Annotated in this window: 13 protein-coding genes and 2 pseudogenes; 8 read left to right on the top strand and 7 right to left on the bottom strand. The window is 58.8% G+C overall.

What is annotated here, in order from left to right; translation table 11 throughout:
• Nucleotides 1-100 precede the first annotated feature (100 nt).
• A pseudogene (locus ALQ04_RS18595) lies at nt 101-412 on the bottom strand (tyrosine-type recombinase/integrase); the annotation flags it as partial.
• Nucleotides 413-964: 552 nt separating this feature from the next.
• Between ALQ04_RS18595 and ALQ04_RS18590 the strand changes: the two are divergent.
• Nucleotides 965-1,294, top strand: a pseudogene (locus ALQ04_RS18590) (manganese efflux pump MntP family protein); the annotation flags it as partial.
• A gap of 74 nt (nt 1,295-1,368) precedes the next feature.
• Here the strand turns inward: ALQ04_RS18590 and ALQ04_RS18585 are convergent.
• Nucleotides 1,369-1,695, bottom strand: coding sequence for a DUF2388 domain-containing protein (locus ALQ04_RS18585; protein WP_122317208.1), 327 nt, complete (start codon nt 1,693-1,695; stop codon nt 1,369-1,371).
• A gap of 637 nt (nt 1,696-2,332) precedes the next feature.
• Complete coding sequence (locus ALQ04_RS18575; RefSeq protein WP_183142222.1) at nt 2,333-2,635, bottom strand: hypothetical protein; 303 nt, start codon at nt 2,633-2,635, stop codon at nt 2,333-2,335.
• An 812-nt stretch (nt 2,636-3,447) separates the two neighbouring features.
• On the opposite strand from ALQ04_RS18575, the gene ALQ04_RS18570 reads away from it, so the two are divergent.
• The 3 genes from ALQ04_RS18570 to ALQ04_RS18560 all read left to right on the top strand — a co-directional run bounded on the left by ALQ04_RS18570 (nt 3,448) and on the right by ALQ04_RS18560 (nt 7,004).
• Entirely contained in the window at nt 3,448-4,431 is a 984-nt protein-coding gene (locus ALQ04_RS18570) for a helix-turn-helix domain-containing protein (protein ID WP_122317206.1), read from the top strand.
• Between the two features lie 78 nt (nt 4,432-4,509).
• A complete protein-coding gene (locus tag ALQ04_RS18565) occupies nt 4,510-5,442 on the top strand; it encodes a transporter (RefSeq protein WP_122317205.1) in 933 nt (310 codons plus the stop codon).
• Nucleotides 5,443-5,549: 107 nt separating this feature from the next.
• Entirely contained in the window at nt 5,550-7,004 is a 1,455-nt protein-coding gene (locus ALQ04_RS18560; protein WP_122317204.1) for an amidase, read from the top strand.
• A 3-nt stretch (nt 7,005-7,007) separates the two neighbouring features.
• Here the strand turns inward: ALQ04_RS18560 and ALQ04_RS18555 are convergent, their stop codons facing one another.
• Nucleotides 7,008-7,484 (bottom strand): MarR family winged helix-turn-helix transcriptional regulator, encoded by a 477-nt coding sequence (locus tag ALQ04_RS18555; RefSeq protein ID WP_122317203.1) that lies wholly within the window; start codon nt 7,482-7,484, stop codon nt 7,008-7,010.
• 211 nt (nt 7,485-7,695) lie between these two features.
• Between ALQ04_RS18555 and ALQ04_RS18550 the strand changes: the two genes are divergently transcribed.
• The 4 genes from ALQ04_RS18550 (at nt 7,696) to ALQ04_RS18535 (ending at nt 12,936) form a co-directional block, all read left to right on the top strand.
• Nucleotides 7,696-8,526 (top strand): p-hydroxycinnamoyl CoA hydratase/lyase, encoded by an 831-nt coding sequence (locus ALQ04_RS18550; RefSeq protein WP_122317202.1) that lies wholly within the window; start codon nt 7,696-7,698, stop codon nt 8,524-8,526.
• A gap of 114 nt (nt 8,527-8,640) precedes the next feature.
• Nucleotides 8,641-10,089 (top strand): aldehyde dehydrogenase, encoded by a 1,449-nt coding sequence (locus ALQ04_RS18545; RefSeq protein WP_122317201.1) that lies wholly within the window; start codon nt 8,641-8,643, stop codon nt 10,087-10,089.
• 90 nt (nt 10,090-10,179) lie between these two features.
• Nucleotides 10,180-12,063: a feruloyl-CoA synthase gene (locus tag ALQ04_RS18540; protein WP_122317212.1), complete on the top strand. Its 1,884-nt coding sequence runs from the start codon at nt 10,180-10,182 to the stop codon at nt 12,061-12,063.
• 159 nt (nt 12,064-12,222) lie between these two features.
• Nucleotides 12,223-12,936: a GntR family transcriptional regulator gene (locus ALQ04_RS18535; RefSeq protein WP_122317200.1), complete on the top strand. Its 714-nt coding sequence runs from the start codon at nt 12,223-12,225 to the stop codon at nt 12,934-12,936.
• Between the two features lie 10 nt (nt 12,937-12,946).
• Here ALQ04_RS18535 and ALQ04_RS18530 read toward each other — a convergent pair whose 3' ends face one another.
• From ALQ04_RS18530 to ALQ04_RS18520, 3 genes are all read right to left on the bottom strand, one after another.
• A complete protein-coding gene (locus ALQ04_RS18530) occupies nt 12,947-13,897 on the bottom strand; it encodes a PDR/VanB family oxidoreductase (protein WP_122317199.1) in 951 nt (316 codons plus the stop codon).
• Nucleotides 13,894-14,940, bottom strand: a complete 1,047-nt coding sequence (locus ALQ04_RS18525) for an aromatic ring-hydroxylating dioxygenase subunit alpha (RefSeq protein WP_122317198.1) — start codon at nt 14,938-14,940, stop codon at nt 13,894-13,896. The genes ALQ04_RS18530 and ALQ04_RS18525 overlap by 4 nt, the downstream gene beginning before the upstream one ends.
• 132 nt (nt 14,941-15,072) lie before the next feature.
• A complete protein-coding gene (locus ALQ04_RS18520; protein WP_122317197.1) occupies nt 15,073-16,560 on the bottom strand; it encodes an aldehyde dehydrogenase family protein in 1,488 nt (495 codons plus the stop codon).
• Nucleotides 16,561-16,800: the final 240 nt, after the last annotated feature.

The raw sequence follows: 16,800 nt of genomic DNA, 5'->3' as shown, positions 1-16,800 counted from the left end.
GGGTCATTAGACCAGCTCACCGTCCCGACCATATCTTTCAATGACTTAGCCCAATCTGTGAAGATTGGGCTTTTTCATGTGTAGGGACTTTTGCGGGGGTTCATCCCATTTTCCTCCTCAAGATTGTCAGTGCTGGACCTCGCGAGTCGGTTGCCGACACCTTGTTTGCCTCCTCAATAAGCTGACCAAGCTCTGCTGTAGAATAGTGGCTTGTGATACTGCCATTCTTGTGTCCAAGTAGTGCATTTCGGTCTTCCAGCGTCACGCCCGCTGCACGTAGCCTTCTGCCAAAGGTGTGCTTGAGGTCGTGAACCCTTATCGATCTGAATCCAGGGTGCGCCGACGACTTCTGTTCTTTCTCCCATTTTGCTGCCGCCCGCACCCTGGCCTTCTTCCATGCAGTGTCGTTCAATGCAGTCGAAGTGGTTGAGTGATAGATTGGGTTTACCCACCCAAGGCAGGATGCTGAGAATGTCTACTGATGTTTATCGCTACAGAGCCATATGCCAGGAATGCGGTCATGAAGGCATAGAGATTCGTAGTTCAAGAGAGGATGCCAGCGAGACACTTAGCTGGGAGGGATTTAGCTCCGTTCCGAATGACCCCCTTCAGGTGTACCGGCAGCGAGTCCCGCCATTCCGAGCTGAGTGCAAGTGCGGCAGCCGGAAAATTGAACGCGCCCAGCTTATTGGTTGACCGATAGGATGCAGGCGCCCGGAGCCGCCCGGGAAGCATCTGGTCTGACCGGGTAGGTCCCGGATTCGCCTGCGTTGTTCGTTTTGCGTGAGAGCGGGCCTGCCCGAAGGCTGATGCGCGGTCACATTGATGGCCCTTATTTCCTGCTGCCTGTCAGGTATTGAGCGCAGTCTTCAGGCTTTCTGCGCCTCGCGGGTGAATCAGTGATCTACTTCATAGCTAAGCCCTCCGCTGCTCGCTCACTGGAAAGACAGTGGCCACCGTTGAAGCTGCATTGCACATGATCTACAACGGCGTAAAGCACGATGATGCGGAGGAGGAGAAGCCTGACCAGCATTCCTTCCTCATCCTGGCAATTACAGCCTTCGCGACCAGCATCGATGCACTTGCTGTGGGCGTAGGCCTAGCTTTTGTCGATGTGAATATTCTGGTGGCCGCATTTGCGATTGGCGTAGCCACAACGGTTATGGTGACGATCGGTGTGATGCCGGGTCGTGTGCTAGGTACTGTCGTTGGCAAGCGTGCTGAAATTGTCGGCGGCGTCGTGCTGATGCTGGTTGGTGCAACCATCCTCTACGAGCACTTGTCGGCTGTCTGATTTATGGGCAAGGCGCAGTAGTAGCCGAGGACTAAAACGAAAGCCCTGCGCTGGAGGTGTCTTGACTCCCGGCGTCAGGGCAAAGTTGCGATTGCCTGGGCCAGTTGCATGTCGGACATAAGGGGCGAGACATAGGTAGAGCGGTAGTGCCGGGAAGCTTGTTCAAATTCCGCACCACGAATCTCGCCGCCTGAGCCGATGAACGTCAAGGCATCGGATTTGGCTGATTTGAAGGCCTCTGGCGGCTCGGTCGTGAGAGATGTGGTTGCCCCAATCAAAATGGTTGGAAGGGAAATTATGATAAATATCCCTGCAGCGATAGGGTTGGCACCGTCACCTGATACGGCCGGCGCGCTCACCGACACCATTACGGCGATTGCCATGGTTTTCCATAGGGTCATGCTTCGATGCTTCCACTGCGATCTGAGAGCGGCACCATAGCAGAGTAGGGGATGGCGGATACGAAAAGCCCGGCGCAGCACCGGGCATGAGTTAATGGGGATTAGTAAGTACGCCTGGCCATATCGTGGCGCATTGCGGATTCCGAAAAGAGCTCTTGAATCTGCTCGGCGTTACTAGAGAACTTGAATATTTCAGGCTTATTTGAGCGAAGAAGGAAGCTGCCTCCCCTTGGAGGGCTTACTCGGAACTGCACGTGCAGTCGGCCCAGGCGAGTGAGCGTGATCTGCATCCCTGGCGGGGTGCAGGGGGGTAGGTTTTTGGTGATGCTATCTTTGTATGACATGAGGCGCCTCCTTGGTTAAAAGTCGGAGGCTATGTGACTGGAACGACTCCGCAAGCCGTTTTCAAATTATTAATCATTGAAGATGGGCGAGGGCGAACACGAAAAGCCCGGCGATTGGCCGGGCTGAGGGTGCGGTAGAAAAATCTAAGCACTTGACGTATCCCAGTCGAACCACTGAGCGGTGGTGCGCTTGAACCATCCGATCTTACTTACATACTGATCCAGGTCATAAACGCGCCGATATTGGCGCAACCCCAGCCCTTGGGCTTGTAGGCGAAGGGCTGGAAAATCCTTTATCTATTGAGCTTGTCGAGGGCTTCGTTCAGCGCCGAAATTGCAGATAGAGCCCATACGTGATGCTGCTCTGTGCTGTGCCCGAGAGTGATGTCGTATCCGAGCATTGATGATGCGTGAGAACGCAGGCGTTCGATGTTTTCGCCAACGTATGGCGCGCGCTCTTCAAAATAGTCGTCCAATCCTTTCACAAGGATAGATATCGCGCTGAATGCCGCAGCGTGCAGAAACAGGTCATCCGTTCCGCGTGCGGCGCTGAGAAGATCCTCTATTTTATTGAGAGCCTGTTTTGGATCGTTCATAAGTAGATCTCGATGGGGAAGCCTCAAGCGAAGGCAGACGCTACTCCTCGATCTATCAGAGCGCTACTGGCATTCCATCCACGCTGGATGGGTGGACAGGGAAGAAGTGACGGTTCGACTAACAGAGAAAAGTGAAGATTTTGTTATTCGCATCCATTAAATATGATTCATTATTGTGAGCGAGGTGCTCTGTTAGGCTGAGGGTGGATCGCTGGTAGCTTGCGTGATCGTGAAGGAAATGTTGGAGGTAGGGATTCAAGTAATGCCAAGTCGGTTGTCAAGCTTCAGACGAATTCGGCCAAAATACTGGCTTACACAGGAGCTCTCACCCATTTGTCTACGATGGTCAGCCTGACTCCAAGGCAAAGTGAACAACTTAATACGCTGAGGGAGGCGAAACCCGACCAGCGCATAGCCTGAATCGACAAAGCGCTCGACCTCCTCAAGCAAGATGCGCTGGCCGATATGGGGCGGCTCGAACTATTGCACTCCTTTATCAACGGGGGCTACTTCTGCAAAATCAACCGAGAGCAATATTTGAAACCGGAAGATGTTGAACCCCTTTTAGAGCGGTGGGGCTCTTCTACACTAGTGTTTCCGGATTGGTTTTTCAGAGCCCGAAAGGTATCTGCGCTCGAAAACACTTCGTACAGAGCCTAAGTTCTGAATGCTCCGTTCATTTGAACGGCGCAGACCACAGCCACATCCCACTATCCATTTTCAGCAAACTTCTCCCACCCCCCCGCCATAGCGGAATGAAACTTGCCTCTCCATCTGTCTGCAAGCGTTGTGTGCTCAGCCAGGACAGGTCTATGAATAACAATAATCGAGGTATGGAAATCGTTACCGGTGCGCAGGACGTGAGTGCTGTGATTCGCCGCTATTGCACCAATGACATCGATCAGCACGCGCAGAATATGGGTGGCTGGCAGGTGCGTTATGACCAGTTGACGCCCGGGCGCTTTGAGGGGGAGTTGATCGAATTTCGTGCCGGCTGGATGCAGTTGGTGCGCGACCGCTCTAATCAGTCGATGCTCAAGAGTGGTAGCGCCTGGAAAGGAGCCATTACTTTCAGCGTGCCGCTGAGTTCGCAGGGGCCGGTATTTTGTGCCGGGCATCCGATTCATGAGCAGAGCCTGTTGGTGGCTCATGGTGATCACTTGCCGGATCTGCGCACTCCCGAGCACCTGGATCTGTTGGGCGTCGCGGTTGAGGCTGACGTCCTGGAGCATATGCTGGAACGCCAGGGGGCGAGGTTCCGAATTACCGATCTACCCAAGTGTTACCGCTTGGGGGCGGGTTCGGTGCAGGCGGAGTTGCTGGCGCTGTTCGATGAGCTGGCCAGGGCCGATCAGGTGCGCGACAGTCTGCTGGGCTATGAGGCGATCCGGCATGGCATCCGTGATGCCGTGATCGTGCAACTGCTGGAATTGGTTGCGCCGGATCAGGCGCCGCCGCTCAGTCCGACGGCGCGCAAGCGCATGGTTGATCGTGCCAGGGAGTATGCGTTGGCGCATCTTGATGAACCACTGTCGATTCTTGATCTGTGCAATCACATCGGTGCCAGCCGACGCAAACTTCAATACTGTTTTCAGGAGACGCTGGGAATCAATCCGGTGGCGTATTTGAGGGCGTTGCGCCTCAATGCAGTGCGCCGTGAACTGCGAGATCGTAGTGATGAACACGGTGTGCAAGAGGTGGCGGCACGTTGGGGTTTCTGGCATCTGAGTCGCTTTGCCGGCGATTACCGCGTTCTGTTCGGGGAGTCCCCATCACAGACCTTGCGTCGTCATTAACTGTGCTGAAAACGGATAACCCGCCTGTCATGGGCGTTACTAGGATGGCCCTCAGCATTTGGTCGGGAGGGGCATTCGATGATTTACAACAACAAGTCAAACATCAGTTGCACCACCTTGATAACCCTGGCTCTGTTCGGCCTGTGCAGTGCAGCCCAGGCCACTGAAAACGGCGCGCCGACCACCGCCGTAGGGGTTTACGACTTTGGTGCCGGGATGATGCCTCCGGCCACACCGTTCGGCACACTGGGGCTGCGCACGTCCTTCTATTCAGCCCATGTGCAGAAGGATCGTAACGGGCGTTCCCTGGATAACAATTTCTCTCTGAGTGTGTTGTCGATCGGTCTGGCCTACATGCGCATGACGGATTACACCGTGCTGGGCGCCAAGTACGGATTTGGCACAGTGGTGCCTTTTTTCAAGATGGACGCTTCTCTGCAGGTGCCGACGCCGGGCGGGCCCCTGAAGCTGGAGGCCGACCCGTTCCGCCAGGCCGATCTGCAATTGTTGCCGCTGATCCTGCAGTGGAACCTGTCGCCCAACCTGTTCATCAACACCCAGTTTCAGATTCAGGCGCCTACCGGCGACTACGATCGGGACCGGCTGATTTCTCCCGGTCTCAATCACTGGACGTTTTCCCCCATCGTCAACGCGACCTACATCAGCGACAGCGGTTTCGAGGTGTCGTCGAGTTTCGAGGTGGACATCAATACACGCAACCCGGACACCGACTACAAGAGCGGTGTTGAGTACCGTCACGAATTCGCTGTGGGGCAGCACTTCGGTCCGTGGACCGCCGGCATCGGCGGGTACTACTACCGACAGTTTACCGATGACGATGCGCCGGGTTTAAGCAGAGGCAATCGCGCTCGGGTGCTGGCCGTGGGGCCTGCGGTGAGTTACTTCAAACCGGGGCTGCCGCCAGTCTGGCTGCATGTTTACAAAGAGCAGGGCGCCCGCAACCGGGCAGAGGGTTACAGCATCGCACTGCGCATTTCGCAAAGTTTCTGAGGGCCTGAGCATGGCTTTGTGCGAATGGCCTCGACCTCGGTAATGCCACTCGAACCACGCCGCGCCATTCCAGCATTCGTTATTGAAGTAGATCCGGAGTATCAAACATGCAAGACATCCAGCAGATGTTGGACAAGGAAGACGCCACTGGCCTGGCCGCCTGGGTCAAGCGCGGCGAAGTGCAGCCTGTGGAGTTGGTCGAGGCGGTGATCGAACGCCTGGAGCGGGTCGAACCGCAACTCAATGCGGTGGCCGAACGACTCTACGAAACGGCCCGGGCTGCGGCGCTTGAACCTCAGGTTCGGGAAGGACTGTTCGCGGGTGTGCCGACCTTGATCAAGGATCTGTTCACGCCTGTGCAGGGTGCGGCGATGACCAATGGTTCGCTGTCGATGGGCGATGCTCGTGCGGATTTCGAGTCCGAGATGGTGACCCGTTTGCGTGGCGCCGGTTGCCTGATCGTCGGCACCAGCACGTCACCTGAATTCGGCACCTCCTATTCCACCGAGTCGACACGCTTCGGCGCCACTCGCAACCCGTGGAATACCGAGCGCAGCGCCGGCGGCTCCAGCGGCGGGGCGGCTGCGCTGGTGGCGGCACGGGTTGTACCTTTTGCGCATGGCAATGACGGCGGCGGTTCGTTGCGCGTGCCAGCATCCTGTTGTGGTGTCTTCGGGCTCAAGCCCAGCCGTGGCTTGCTGCCGTCCGGGCCGATGGTTGGCGAAGGCTGGGCAGGGATGGGTACGAACCACTGCATCACTTTGTCGGTGCGCGATAGCGCGGCGTTGCTCGACGCTACGGCAGGGATCGATCTGGGCGCGCCTTATGCCGCCCCGATGCCTGCGCAACCTTATGTGACGGCCTTGCACCAGGCGCCGCGGCCATTACGTATTGCTCTGGTCGAGCAGTGCGGGCCCTGGTCGACTTCCCCGCAAAGCCTGGAGGCGGTGCGTCAGGCCGCGGGTCTGTGTGAGTCGCTGGGGCATCGAGTTGAGCCTGCCCGGTTGCCGGTGGTGCTGCCTGAATTTCTTGATCAGGTGTTCACCATCATCGGTGCCAGCACGCGAAGCTACCTGGAGTTTTTGGGCAGCATGCGTGGTGCACCTGTGCAGCCTGAGGAACTGGAACCCCGCACCCGGATCATCCTGCGCAACAAGGGTGATGTCAGCGGCGCGCAATATGCGGCAGCGGTGGAGTGGATCCATGCTCTGGGTCGACGACTGGCATTTTTCATGCGCGATTACGATGTGATCTTGAGCCCGACTCTGGCCCGTGAGCCGGTACCGATCGGCGAGCTGGATCTGCAGGACGACAGCCTGAGCCTGGATGAGTTGATCGAGCGCTTTCACAGCTACTCGCCGTTTACCGCGTTATTCAATGCCAGTGGGCAACCTGCGATGTCGGTGCCGCTTTACTGGAGCGCGCAGGCCTTGCCTATGGGCGCGCACTTCGCCGGTCGTTTCGGCGAGGAGGCGACCTTGCTGGCGCTGGCCGCGCAACTTGAACAGGCCCAGCCCTGGCGCCAGCGGGTTCCGCCGGTGAATGCCTGCCAGCGCTCGTAGCGGTTACGGTTGATAGACTTTCTTGAGTAATCTGAGCAGTTCTTCGCGCTCCTGGCTGTCGAGGGCGGAGGCTGCGTCCATGTCGCTTTCGGCGGCGATCAGTTTCATTTCCTTGAGCAGGGCCTCACCGGTCTTGCTGAGGAAAATCCCGTAGGAGCGCTTGTCCGGTTTGCAACGCACCCGCACCGCCAGTGCCCGGCTTTCCAGTTTGTTCAGCAGCGGCACCACTTGCGGCGGCTCGATGGCCAGGGCCTTGGCCAGGTCGGACTGCATCAAGCCGGGGTTTTGCTCGATGATCGCCATTGCAGAGAACTGCGCCGGTCGCAAATCGTGTACCGAGAGCCGGTTTATGAGGTTCTGAAACATTTTCAGTTGCGCGCGCCGCATGGCGTAACCGAGCAGGTCGTCGAGGACGGAATCCAGTGGTTCTCCGGTTTCAGTACTGTCGACAGAAGTCACTGTGGCGGCAGGCTTGGCCATTGCAGGGTAAGTCCTTGGTCTAGCGGTTAATAAGGCTATCCAGTTTGCCGCGATTGACTGCGGATGGCCATGGGGTTGCGCTTTTTCCTGCGATTCTACGCCTGTTTCAGCGATAAAAAATATTGGTTAACTTTATTAATGGTTAATTGACATAACTAAATTTGCGGTTTAGTTTTTGCTCATCCAACCCCAATAACAAGTGAGCATCGCCATGAGCAATTACGAAGGTCGCTGGACAACGGTCAAGGTTGAAATCGAGGAAGGCATCGCCTGGGTCATCCTCAACCGCCCGGAAAAACGTAATGCCATGAGCCCGACCCTGAACCGCGAGATGATCGATGTTCTGGAGACTCTGGAGCAGGATCCCGACGCCGGTGTCCTGGTCTTGACCGGTGCCGGTGAAGCCTGGACCGCTGGCATGGATCTCAAGGAATACTTCCGCGAAGTGGATGCAGGCCCGGAAATTCTTCAGGAAAAGATCCGCCGCGAAGCTTCCCAGTGGCAATGGAAACTGCTGCGCATGTACGCCAAACCGACCATCGCCATGGTCAATGGCTGGTGCTTCGGTGGCGGCTTCAGCCCGCTGGTGGCCTGCGATCTGGCGATCTGTGCCGATGAAGCAACCTTCGGCCTTTCGGAAATCAACTGGGGCATCCCGCCTGGCAACCTGGTGAGCAAAGCCATGGCCGACACCGTGGGCCATCGCCAGTCGCTGTACTACATCATGACCGGCAAGACTTTTGGCGGGCAGAAAGCCGCGGAGATGGGGCTGGTCAACGAGAGTGTTCCTCTGGCGCAACTGCGCGACGTGACGATCGAGCTGGCGCGCAACCTGCTGGAGAAAAACCCGGTGGTGCTGCGAGCGGCCAAGCATGGCTTCAAGCGTTGCCGTGAACTGACCTGGGAGCAGAACGAAGATTACCTGTACGCCAAGCTCGATCAGTCACGCCTGCTGGACACCGAAGGCGGCCGCGAGCAGGGCATGAGGCAATTCCTCGACGACAAGAGCATCAAGCCCGGTTTGCAGGCTTACAAACGCTGAGTCTGAGCGGGCGGGCTGGTGGATCAAGCTTCCACCAGTCGTTGCCCTGGCGCCTTGGCGCTACTCTGAGCTACTTGAACGTGTTCCCGATAAAGACAATAAAGAGGAATCACAATGCTGGACGTTCCCCTGCTGATTGGCGGTCAGTCGTGCCCCGCCCGTGACGGTCGAACCTTCGAGCGGCGTAACCCGGTGACCGGGGAAGTCGTGTCGCGGGTTGCCGCCGCCACCCTGGAAGATGCCGACGCCGCTGTGGCTGCGGCCAAGGCGGCATTTCCGGCCTGGGCGGCACTGTCCGCCAATGAGCGACGTACCCGGTTGTTGCGTGCGGCCGAGCAGTTGCAGGCCTGTAGCGCGCAGTTCATCGCGGCGGCCGGTGAAACCGGAGCCATGGCCAACTGGTACGGCTTCAATGTGCAACTGGCGTCCAGCATGCTGCGAGAAGCTGCGTCCATGACCACCCAGATTACCGGCGAAGTCATTCCCTCCGATGTGCCCGGCAGTTTCGCCATGGCCTTGCGTCAGCCATGCGGCGTGGTGCTGGGTATCGCGCCGTGGAACGCTCCGGTGATCCTCGCAACCCGCGCCATCGCCATGCCGCTGGCGTGCGGCAATACCGTGGTGCTCAAGGCCTCGGAACTGAGCCCTGCGGCACACCGTTTGATCGGCCAGGTGTTGCAGGACTCAGGCCTGGGCGACGGAGTTGTGAATGTCATCAGCAACGCGCCCGAAGATGCGGCAGCGATTGTCGAGCGGTTGATCGCCAACCCGGCAGTGCGTCGGGTCAACTTCACCGGCTCGACCCATGTGGGGCGCATCGTCGGTGAGTTGTCGGCGCGTCATCTCAAGCCAGCGTTGCTGGAACTGGGAGGCAAGGCGCCGTTTCTGGTGCTGGAGGATGCCGACCTGGATGCAGCGGTCGAAGCTGCGGCCTTCGGTGCCTTCTTCAATCAGGGACAAATCTGCATGTCCACCGAGCGCCTGATCGTCGATGCCAGGGTTGCCGATGCCTTTGTCGTCAAGCTGGCCGGTAAGATCGCCAGCTTGCCTGCCGGCAATCCCAATGCCGAAGGTTCGGTCCTCGGCTCTCTGGTGGACAGCAGTGCGGGCGAGCGCATCAAGGTGCTGATCGACGATGCCCTCGACAAAGGTGCCACTCTGGTAACGGGTGGCCACCTGGAGGGCAGCATCTTGCAGCCGACCTTGCTTGATGGCGTCACTGCGGCCATGCGCTTGTACCACGAAGAGTCCTTTGGCCCGGTGGCAGTGGTGCTGCGCGGCGAGGGCGATGAGCAATTGCTGCGCCTGGCCAACGACTCCGAGTTCGGCCTGTCGTCGGCGATTTTCAGTCGCGATACTGGCCGCGCCCTGGCCCTGGCCCAGCGGGTCGAATCGGGTATCTGCCATATCAACGGCCCGACCGTACACGATGAAGCGCAGATGCCTTTCGGCGGGGTCAAGTCGAGCGGCTATGGCAGTTTTGGCGGCAAGGCTTCCATCGAGCAGTTTACCCAGTTGCGCTGGGTGACCTTGCAGAATGGGCCACGACACTACCCGATCTGAGCGATCAGACATATCAATGACAAGGCTGCTGTACCTGCGGTTGCACGCATTTCTGCGCGCCGTTGGTGTGCCTTGATGGAGGACAAGAACGTGAGCTCCGAATTCAGATCGCAACCCCTGGTCGAGGGCAGTGCGCCGCGCTATCGACAAGTGTCCATCGGCCGCCCTGCTGTGGAAGTCAGCGAAGAGCAGGGCATTTTGTCCATACGTTCCCTGGAGCCTTTGGCCGAGTTGCCCGCACGCTTGCTGGACCGTCTGGTGCATTGGGCCGAGGTCCGCCCGCAACAGACTTTTATCGCCGCTCGCCAGAACGGCGGCGAATGGCGCCGGGTGAGTTATGCCCAGATGCTGGAAAGCGTGCGCGCCATTGCCCAAAGCCTGCTCGGCTATGGTCTTTCGGCCGAACGCCCGCTGGCGATTCTTTCCGGTAACGACATCGAGCATTTACAGATTGCCCTGGGCGCCATGTACGCCGGTATTCCCTATAGCCCGATCTCGCCGGCCTATTCGTTGTTGTCCCAGGATTTTGCCAAGTTGCGACATGTCTGCGACTTGCTGCAACCAGGTCTGGTATTCGTCAGTGATGCCGCTCTCTATCAGCGGGCGATCAATGCCGTGTTGCCGGAGCAGACGACACTGATCAGCGTGCGCGGCATAATACCGGGCCGTCGCCAGACAAGCTTTGCCAGCCTGCTGTTACAGCCCGGCGGCGCCGAGGCCGATTTTGCCTTCAAGGCGACCGGGCCGGACAGCATCGCCAAGTTTCTGTTTACCTCAGGTTCAACCCGTTTGCCCAAGGCGGTGGTCACCACCCAGCGCATGCTCTGCGCCAACCAACAGATGCTGCTGCAGACCTTTCCGGTATTCGCCGAAGAACCGCCGGTGCTGGTCGACTGGTTGCCGTGGAATCACACTTTTGGCGGCAGCCACAACGTCGGCATCGTGTTGTACAACGGCGGCACTTTCTATCTGGACGACGGCAAGCCCACCGCCCAGGGCTTTGCCGAAACGCTGCGCAACCTCAAGGAAGTATCGCCCACCGCTTACCTGACCGTACCCAAGGGCTGGGAAGAGCTGGTCAATGCTCTGGAGCAGGACGCTGAGTTGCGTGAGCGTTTCTTCTCGCGCATGAAGCTGTTCTTTTTCGCCGCGGCCGGTTTATCCCAGCGAGTCTGGGACCGCCTGGACCAGGTCGCCGAACAGCATTGTGGCGAGCGTATCCGCATGATGGCCGGGCTTGGCATGACTGAAGCGGCGCCGTCCTGCACCTTTACCACCGGCCCCTTGTCCATGGCCGGTTATATCGGCCTGCCGGCGCCCGGTTGCGAAGTGCGGCTGGTCCCGGTGGACGGCAAGCTGGAAGGGCGCTTTCGCGGGCCGCACATCATGCCCGGTTACTGGCGCTCGCCGCAGCAGACTGCCGAGGTGTTCGATGCGCAGGGCTTCTACTGTTCTGGCGATGCGTTAAAGCTGGCCGACCCTGATGATCCGCAACTCGGGCTGATGTTCGACGGGCGCATTGCCGAGGATTTCAAACTGAGCTCCGGCGTATTTGTCAGCGTGGGGCCACTGCGCAATCGTGCGGTGCTCGAAGGTTCGCCGTATGTGCTGGATGTAGTGGTGGCTGCGCCGGATCGCGAGTGCCTGGGAGTGCTGGTTTTTCCCCGGTTGTACGAATGCCGGCGTCTGGCCGGTCTGGGCCAGGACGCCAGCGATGCCGAGGTTCTGGCCAGCGCGCCGGTGCGTCAGTGGTTCGCCGACTGGCTGCAACGGCTCAATCGCGATGCGACCGGCAATGCCAGTCGTCTGGAGTGGGCAGGATTGCTTGAGGAGCCCGCGTCCATCGACCGTGGTGAAATCACCGACAAGGGCTCGCTTAACCAGCGTGCAGTCCTGCAATGGCGAGCGGACAAGGTAGAGGCGCTGTATCGCGGCGAAGAACCTTCCATTCTGCGCGCCGGGCCTGCGCACTGAATGCCAAGCCCTTTGGCATGATCACTCTGGCTGACAATCTGCCGCAACGGCACTCTGTAAAGGCTGAAGCAAAACGCTGAGGCCTTGGCAGCCGTCAGCCGAATCCTTGTATGCCATCTTGCGTTACTATACAGGCCCACTTTTATGGAAGTTGCCTGGATGAGTAAGCCCGGTCAAACGGTGCTGGTCGCATTGCGCAAGATGATCGCTTCTGGCGAGCTGGCGGCTGGCGAGCGCTTGATGGAAATGCCTACGGCGCAAATGTTCGGCGTTTCGCGGATGCCGGTACGCATGGCCTTCCGGACGCTGGAGCAGGAAGGCTTGCTGGTGCGCTTTGGCGGACGCGGGTTTCAGGTGCGCTCGGTCAGCCTCGATGATATTGCCGGGGCGGTCGAAGTCCGGGGTGTACTTGAAGGTCTTGCCGCGCGTCAGGCCGCCGAGCGCGGACTATCTGAGCAGGCCCGCACGACCCTTGAGCAGTGCCTGATGGAGGGCGATCAACTGTTCGACAAGGGGTATGTGAGCATCGAGGATCTGGAGGTCTATCACGACCTCAACATGCGTTTTCATGAGGTGATCGTAGCAAGCAGCCACAACCCGGCGATAGCCGATGCCCTGGCGCGCAACGATCATCTGCCCTTCGCTTCGGTGACCGCGCTGGCGGTGGATCGCAACGATATGGTCCGGGAATACCGCCGCTTCAACTATGCCCACATGCAGCACCATTCGGTGTTCGATGCGATGGTCAATCGTCAGGGCGCCCGTGCCGAAGCGATCATGCGCGAACACGCCAATGCCACCCTGCGTTACGCCGAGATCTTCGGCTCGGCGGCAGCCGACGAGCGGATGAAGGTCATTCTCCGCTCGGAGTAAGTGCGGCCAATCAGATATCCAGCACCAGCAGCGGCGTCTTCGAGCGCGAGCAGCAAGGAGTGAACTGGTCGTTACAGGCCTGTTCATCCTCGGTGAGGAACAGGTCGCGATGTTCCGGCACGCCCTCCAGTACCCGAGTCAGGCAGGTGCCGCAAATACCTTGTTCGCAGGAAATGGCAATCTCGATGCCCTGGCTTTGCAATACCTGAACCACGCTCTTGTCGGCTGGCACCTCGAAGACCTGGCCGCTGCTGGCGACCTTGATCGAGAAACTGTCAGCGGCCTGCGAGTCGACGGGGGCTGCGGCGAAGTACTCGCGATGCAGGCATTGTTCCTGCCAGCCTTCGGCCCTGGCGGTATCCAGCACATGTTGCATGAAACCGCCGGGACCACACACGTACAAGTGGACGTCGCTCTGGGGCGTGGCCAGGACCCTGGCGGTATCCAGGGCCGTATCGGGCTCCTGATCGAAATGCAGAAACACACTATGGGCAAAGGGCGAGTTTTGCAGGCGTTCGACAAAGCCCGCGCGCTCCCGCGAGCGGGCACAGTAATGCAGCTCGAAATCCGCACCGCTGTGAGCCAGTTGCTCGGCCATGCACAGGATGGGAGTGATGCCGATACCGCCCGCAAACAGCAGGCTGCGCCGGGCTTCACTGGCCAATGGAAACAGGTTGCGCGGTTCGCTGATCTGCAGGCGCATGCCGACCTGGATCTGCTCATGCATGGCCCGCGAGCCGCCTCTAGATGTCGGGTCCTTGAGGACGCCGATCAGGTAGCGATGGCGTTCTTCAGGGTGATTGCACAAGGAGTATTGCCGGATCAAACCGCCGGGCAGGTGCACATCGATATGGGCGCCGGCGCTGAAGGCGGGCAGGGGATTGCCATCAGCACTGGCCAGCTCGTAACTGCAAATATCCAGGGCTTCGTCAGTGCGTGATTTCACCAGCACTTCGATCATGGCCTTGCCTCCTGCGAGGCGTTTTCCTGAGCAATCAGGCGTTCCAGAACGCGGCGTGACTGTACGCCGCCAGCGTCGATATTGAGTTTGAGCAAGTTGCGCTGGGGATGATCGAGCAGGTTCTGTTGCTGGCGTTCGAGCATCTCCAGATCTTCGCTGAAAATCTTCCCCTGGCCCTCGCGAATGCTTGCGGTAAGGGCTGCATCCTGCGGGTTGAAATTGCGCGCCATACCCCAGAAGTACCAGATCGACGTCTCGGTTTGCGGAGTGATGAAGTCGACGACGATGCTCGATGCCTTGAATTGCGGATCGGCGTTATAGCCGCCGTTGCCGGCATGGGCCACACCGACTTCGATCAATACATGGCTGGGCGGGGTGAAGCGGCAGATCTGCCAGCGGTCCACCGGTACATCGTCGGCCAGGTTGTTGCCGCGCAGGGCCATGCGCCAGAACGGCGGTGCCATGATGTTTTCCATGTGCCTGGCAGTTACCACTTCGTCGCCCTGGACGGTGGTCACCGGCGGCGCTTCATCAATTTCCTTCTGGCCGATGCTGGAGGCGTGAACATAGGTTTCGTGAGTCAGGTCCATCAGGTTGTCGATCATCAGGCGATAGTCGCACTGGATGTGGAACAGCCCGCCGCCGTAAGCCCATTCATCGCTGACCGCCCATTCCAGATGGTGGATCAGGGTTGCGTCGGCCAAGGCCTGATCGCCGGGCCAGACCCAGATGAATCCATAACGCTCGACCACGGCGAACGTCTTGTTGCAGGGAAAGCCGCGAACCCGTTGGCCGGGCATTTCCACTGTCTTGCCGTCGCAGCCCATTACCAGGCCGTGATAGCCGCATACCAGGTTGCCATTTTCCACATAGCCCAAGGACAGCGGTGCGCCGCGATGGGGGCAGAAGTCCTCGACGGCTGCCACCTTGCCTTCGTGTCCACGGTAAAAAACCATCTTTTCACCACAAATCTGACGGCCCAGTGGCTTGTCAGCGATCTCATCAGGTGTACAGGCGACATACCAGGTGTTCTTGGGGTACATGGAGATGCTCCAAGGAGGTTTTGTTATTAGTGGATCCATTAGAATTTGTTTTAGCGGTTTTCGTCAAATTAAATCGCTAATAAATAATTTAATGGATCCATTAACAGCCATTGCTCTCCTGGCTTGCACCGATCAGTAGCGGATCATTACCGATTTCAGCTCGGTGTAATCGTCGATGAAGGCGCTGCCGAACTCACGGCCGATACCCGAAGACTTGATGCCGCCGAATGGCACGGCCGGGTCGAGCATGGTGTGCATGTTGACCCACACCGTGCCGGCCTGAATGGCGGGCACCATACGCAAGGCCTTGCTCAGGTCATTGGTCCACAGGCTGGCGCTCAGGCCATAGGGCGTGTTGTTCATCAATTCCAGCAGCTCTTCCTCGGTGTCATAGGGCAGGAAGGTGGCGACAGGCCCGAAGGTTTCTTCGTTGAGCAGCGTGTCGTTCAGCGTGTTGGCGAGGATCACCGTCGGTTCGACATAACAGCCGGGGCGGTCGATCAGATTGCCGCCGTGAATGATCGTGTTGTTTTCCGCCCGCGCCTTGTCGAACAGCGCGCCGAGCTTGAGCTGATGTTGGCGGTTGGTAACCGGACCGAATTCGGTGCTCTCATCCAGAGGCGAACCGATGTTCAGCGCACTCAAGCGTTGTGACAGCTTGTTCATGACCGGTTCGATCTGCGAACGGTGGACGAAGAAGCGCTCGGCCGCGGCGCAGATTTGTCCGGAATGCAGGAAGCCGGCCTCGATGATGCCATTGACCGCCTTGTCCAGATCGACGTCGCGCAGGAATCCCGCAGAGTTCTTGCCACCCAGTTCCAGGGTCGCGCGCGTCAGCCCGGCATCCATGGCGCTACGCCCGACGGCGATGCCGGTAGGCACTGAACCGGTGAACGAAACCTTGTCGGTCCCCGGGTGTTCGATCAGCCCTTTGCCCACCTGGCCGCCACCGGTCAAGACGTTCAGCGCACCGGCAGGCAGCCCGGCCTCGATAGCCAGTTCGGCGATCCGCAGGATGGTCAGCGGCGTGAACTCGCTGGGTTTGATGATGATGCTGCAGCCGGTCACCAGCGCCGAGGCGAGTTTCCAGATGGCGATCATGGTGGAGAAATTCCACGGCACGATGCCCACTACCACGCCGACCGGTTCGCGCAGGGTGAACGCGGTGTACCGTTCGCCGGCAAAAGAGGGCAGCGACGGGGTGAGGGTCTGGCCGCTGATCTTGGTGGCCCAGCCGGCGTAATAGCGCAGGAAGTGTGCGGCCTGGTCGACTTCAAAAGCGCGTGAAATCTGGATGATCTTGCCCGACTGGCAGGTTTCGATTTGCGCCAGTTCTTCGCGGTTCTGTTCCAGCAGGTCGGCCAGTTTTAGCAGAACGTTGCCCCTGATCGCCGGTGCAACCTGGGACCAGTTTCTGAAGCCGCGCCTGGACGATTCCACTGCGGCGTCCAGATCGGCGGAATCGGCGTCCGCAACCTGAGCAATGACCTTGCCGGTGGCAGGGTTGATCACTTCCAGTGTCTGGCTGGAATGGCTCTGGACGTAGCCACCGTCGATAAACAATGCATGGCTTCTACTGAGGAAGGCTTCAACTTGAGGCAGCAGGGCAATATCGCTCATGGTTTTTTCCTGATCGTGAACAAGAGAAAAGCCCGAGGGTAATCAATGGTGGTTGTGTCGGCTTGACTGTGGCTGCCGGGTTGCATGTCTGTGGCTGCCAGATTGCTTGCAGGCTTTGCTCCGCGCTTGAGGCCTGGCTATGAAAAGTACAATCTTGGCTCTGGAAGGTGCATTTTTCAGCGTGATCGCTCGTCGCATACTGGCCCTGCATCCGGTGCAGCCTCTCGGTTCAACAGAGCC

It is taken from the genome of Pseudomonas cichorii (genome assembly GCF_003700275.1).
GTDB lineage: Bacteria > Pseudomonadota > Gammaproteobacteria > Pseudomonadales > Pseudomonadaceae > Aquipseudomonas > Aquipseudomonas cichorii_B.
Note: the sequence above shows the minus strand (reverse complement) of the source record. Positions and strands in the feature narration are given on the sequence as shown.

Excerpts from the sequence above, each read along its gene's own strand:
- ALQ04_RS18585 (WP_122317208.1), bottom strand. The coding sequence starts at position 1,695 with ATGACCCTATGGAAAACCATGGCAATCGCCGTAATGGTGTCGGTGAGC.
- ALQ04_RS18575 (WP_183142222.1), bottom strand. The coding sequence starts at position 2,635 with ATGAACGATCCAAAACAGGCTCTCAATAAAATAGAGGATCTTCTCAGC.
- ALQ04_RS18570 (WP_122317206.1), top strand. The coding sequence starts at position 3,448 with ATGAATAACAATAATCGAGGTATGGAAATCGTTACCGGTGCGCAGGAC.
- ALQ04_RS18565 (WP_122317205.1), top strand. The coding sequence starts at position 4,510 with ATGATTTACAACAACAAGTCAAACATCAGTTGCACCACCTTGATAACC.
- ALQ04_RS18560 (WP_122317204.1), top strand. The coding sequence starts at position 5,550 with ATGCAAGACATCCAGCAGATGTTGGACAAGGAAGACGCCACTGGCCTG.
- ALQ04_RS18555 (WP_122317203.1), bottom strand. The coding sequence starts at position 7,484 with ATGGCCAAGCCTGCCGCCACAGTGACTTCTGTCGACAGTACTGAAACC.
- ALQ04_RS18550 (WP_122317202.1), top strand. The coding sequence starts at position 7,696 with ATGAGCAATTACGAAGGTCGCTGGACAACGGTCAAGGTTGAAATCGAG.
- ALQ04_RS18545 (WP_122317201.1), top strand. The coding sequence starts at position 8,641 with ATGCTGGACGTTCCCCTGCTGATTGGCGGTCAGTCGTGCCCCGCCCGT.
- ALQ04_RS18535 (WP_122317200.1), top strand. The coding sequence starts at position 12,223 with ATGAGTAAGCCCGGTCAAACGGTGCTGGTCGCATTGCGCAAGATGATC.
- ALQ04_RS18530 (WP_122317199.1), bottom strand. The coding sequence starts at position 13,897 with ATGATCGAAGTGCTGGTGAAATCACGCACTGACGAAGCCCTGGATATT.
- ALQ04_RS18525 (WP_122317198.1), bottom strand. The coding sequence starts at position 14,940 with ATGTACCCCAAGAACACCTGGTATGTCGCCTGTACACCTGATGAGATC.
- ALQ04_RS18520 (WP_122317197.1), bottom strand. The coding sequence starts at position 16,560 with ATGAGCGATATTGCCCTGCTGCCTCAAGTTGAAGCCTTCCTCAGTAGA.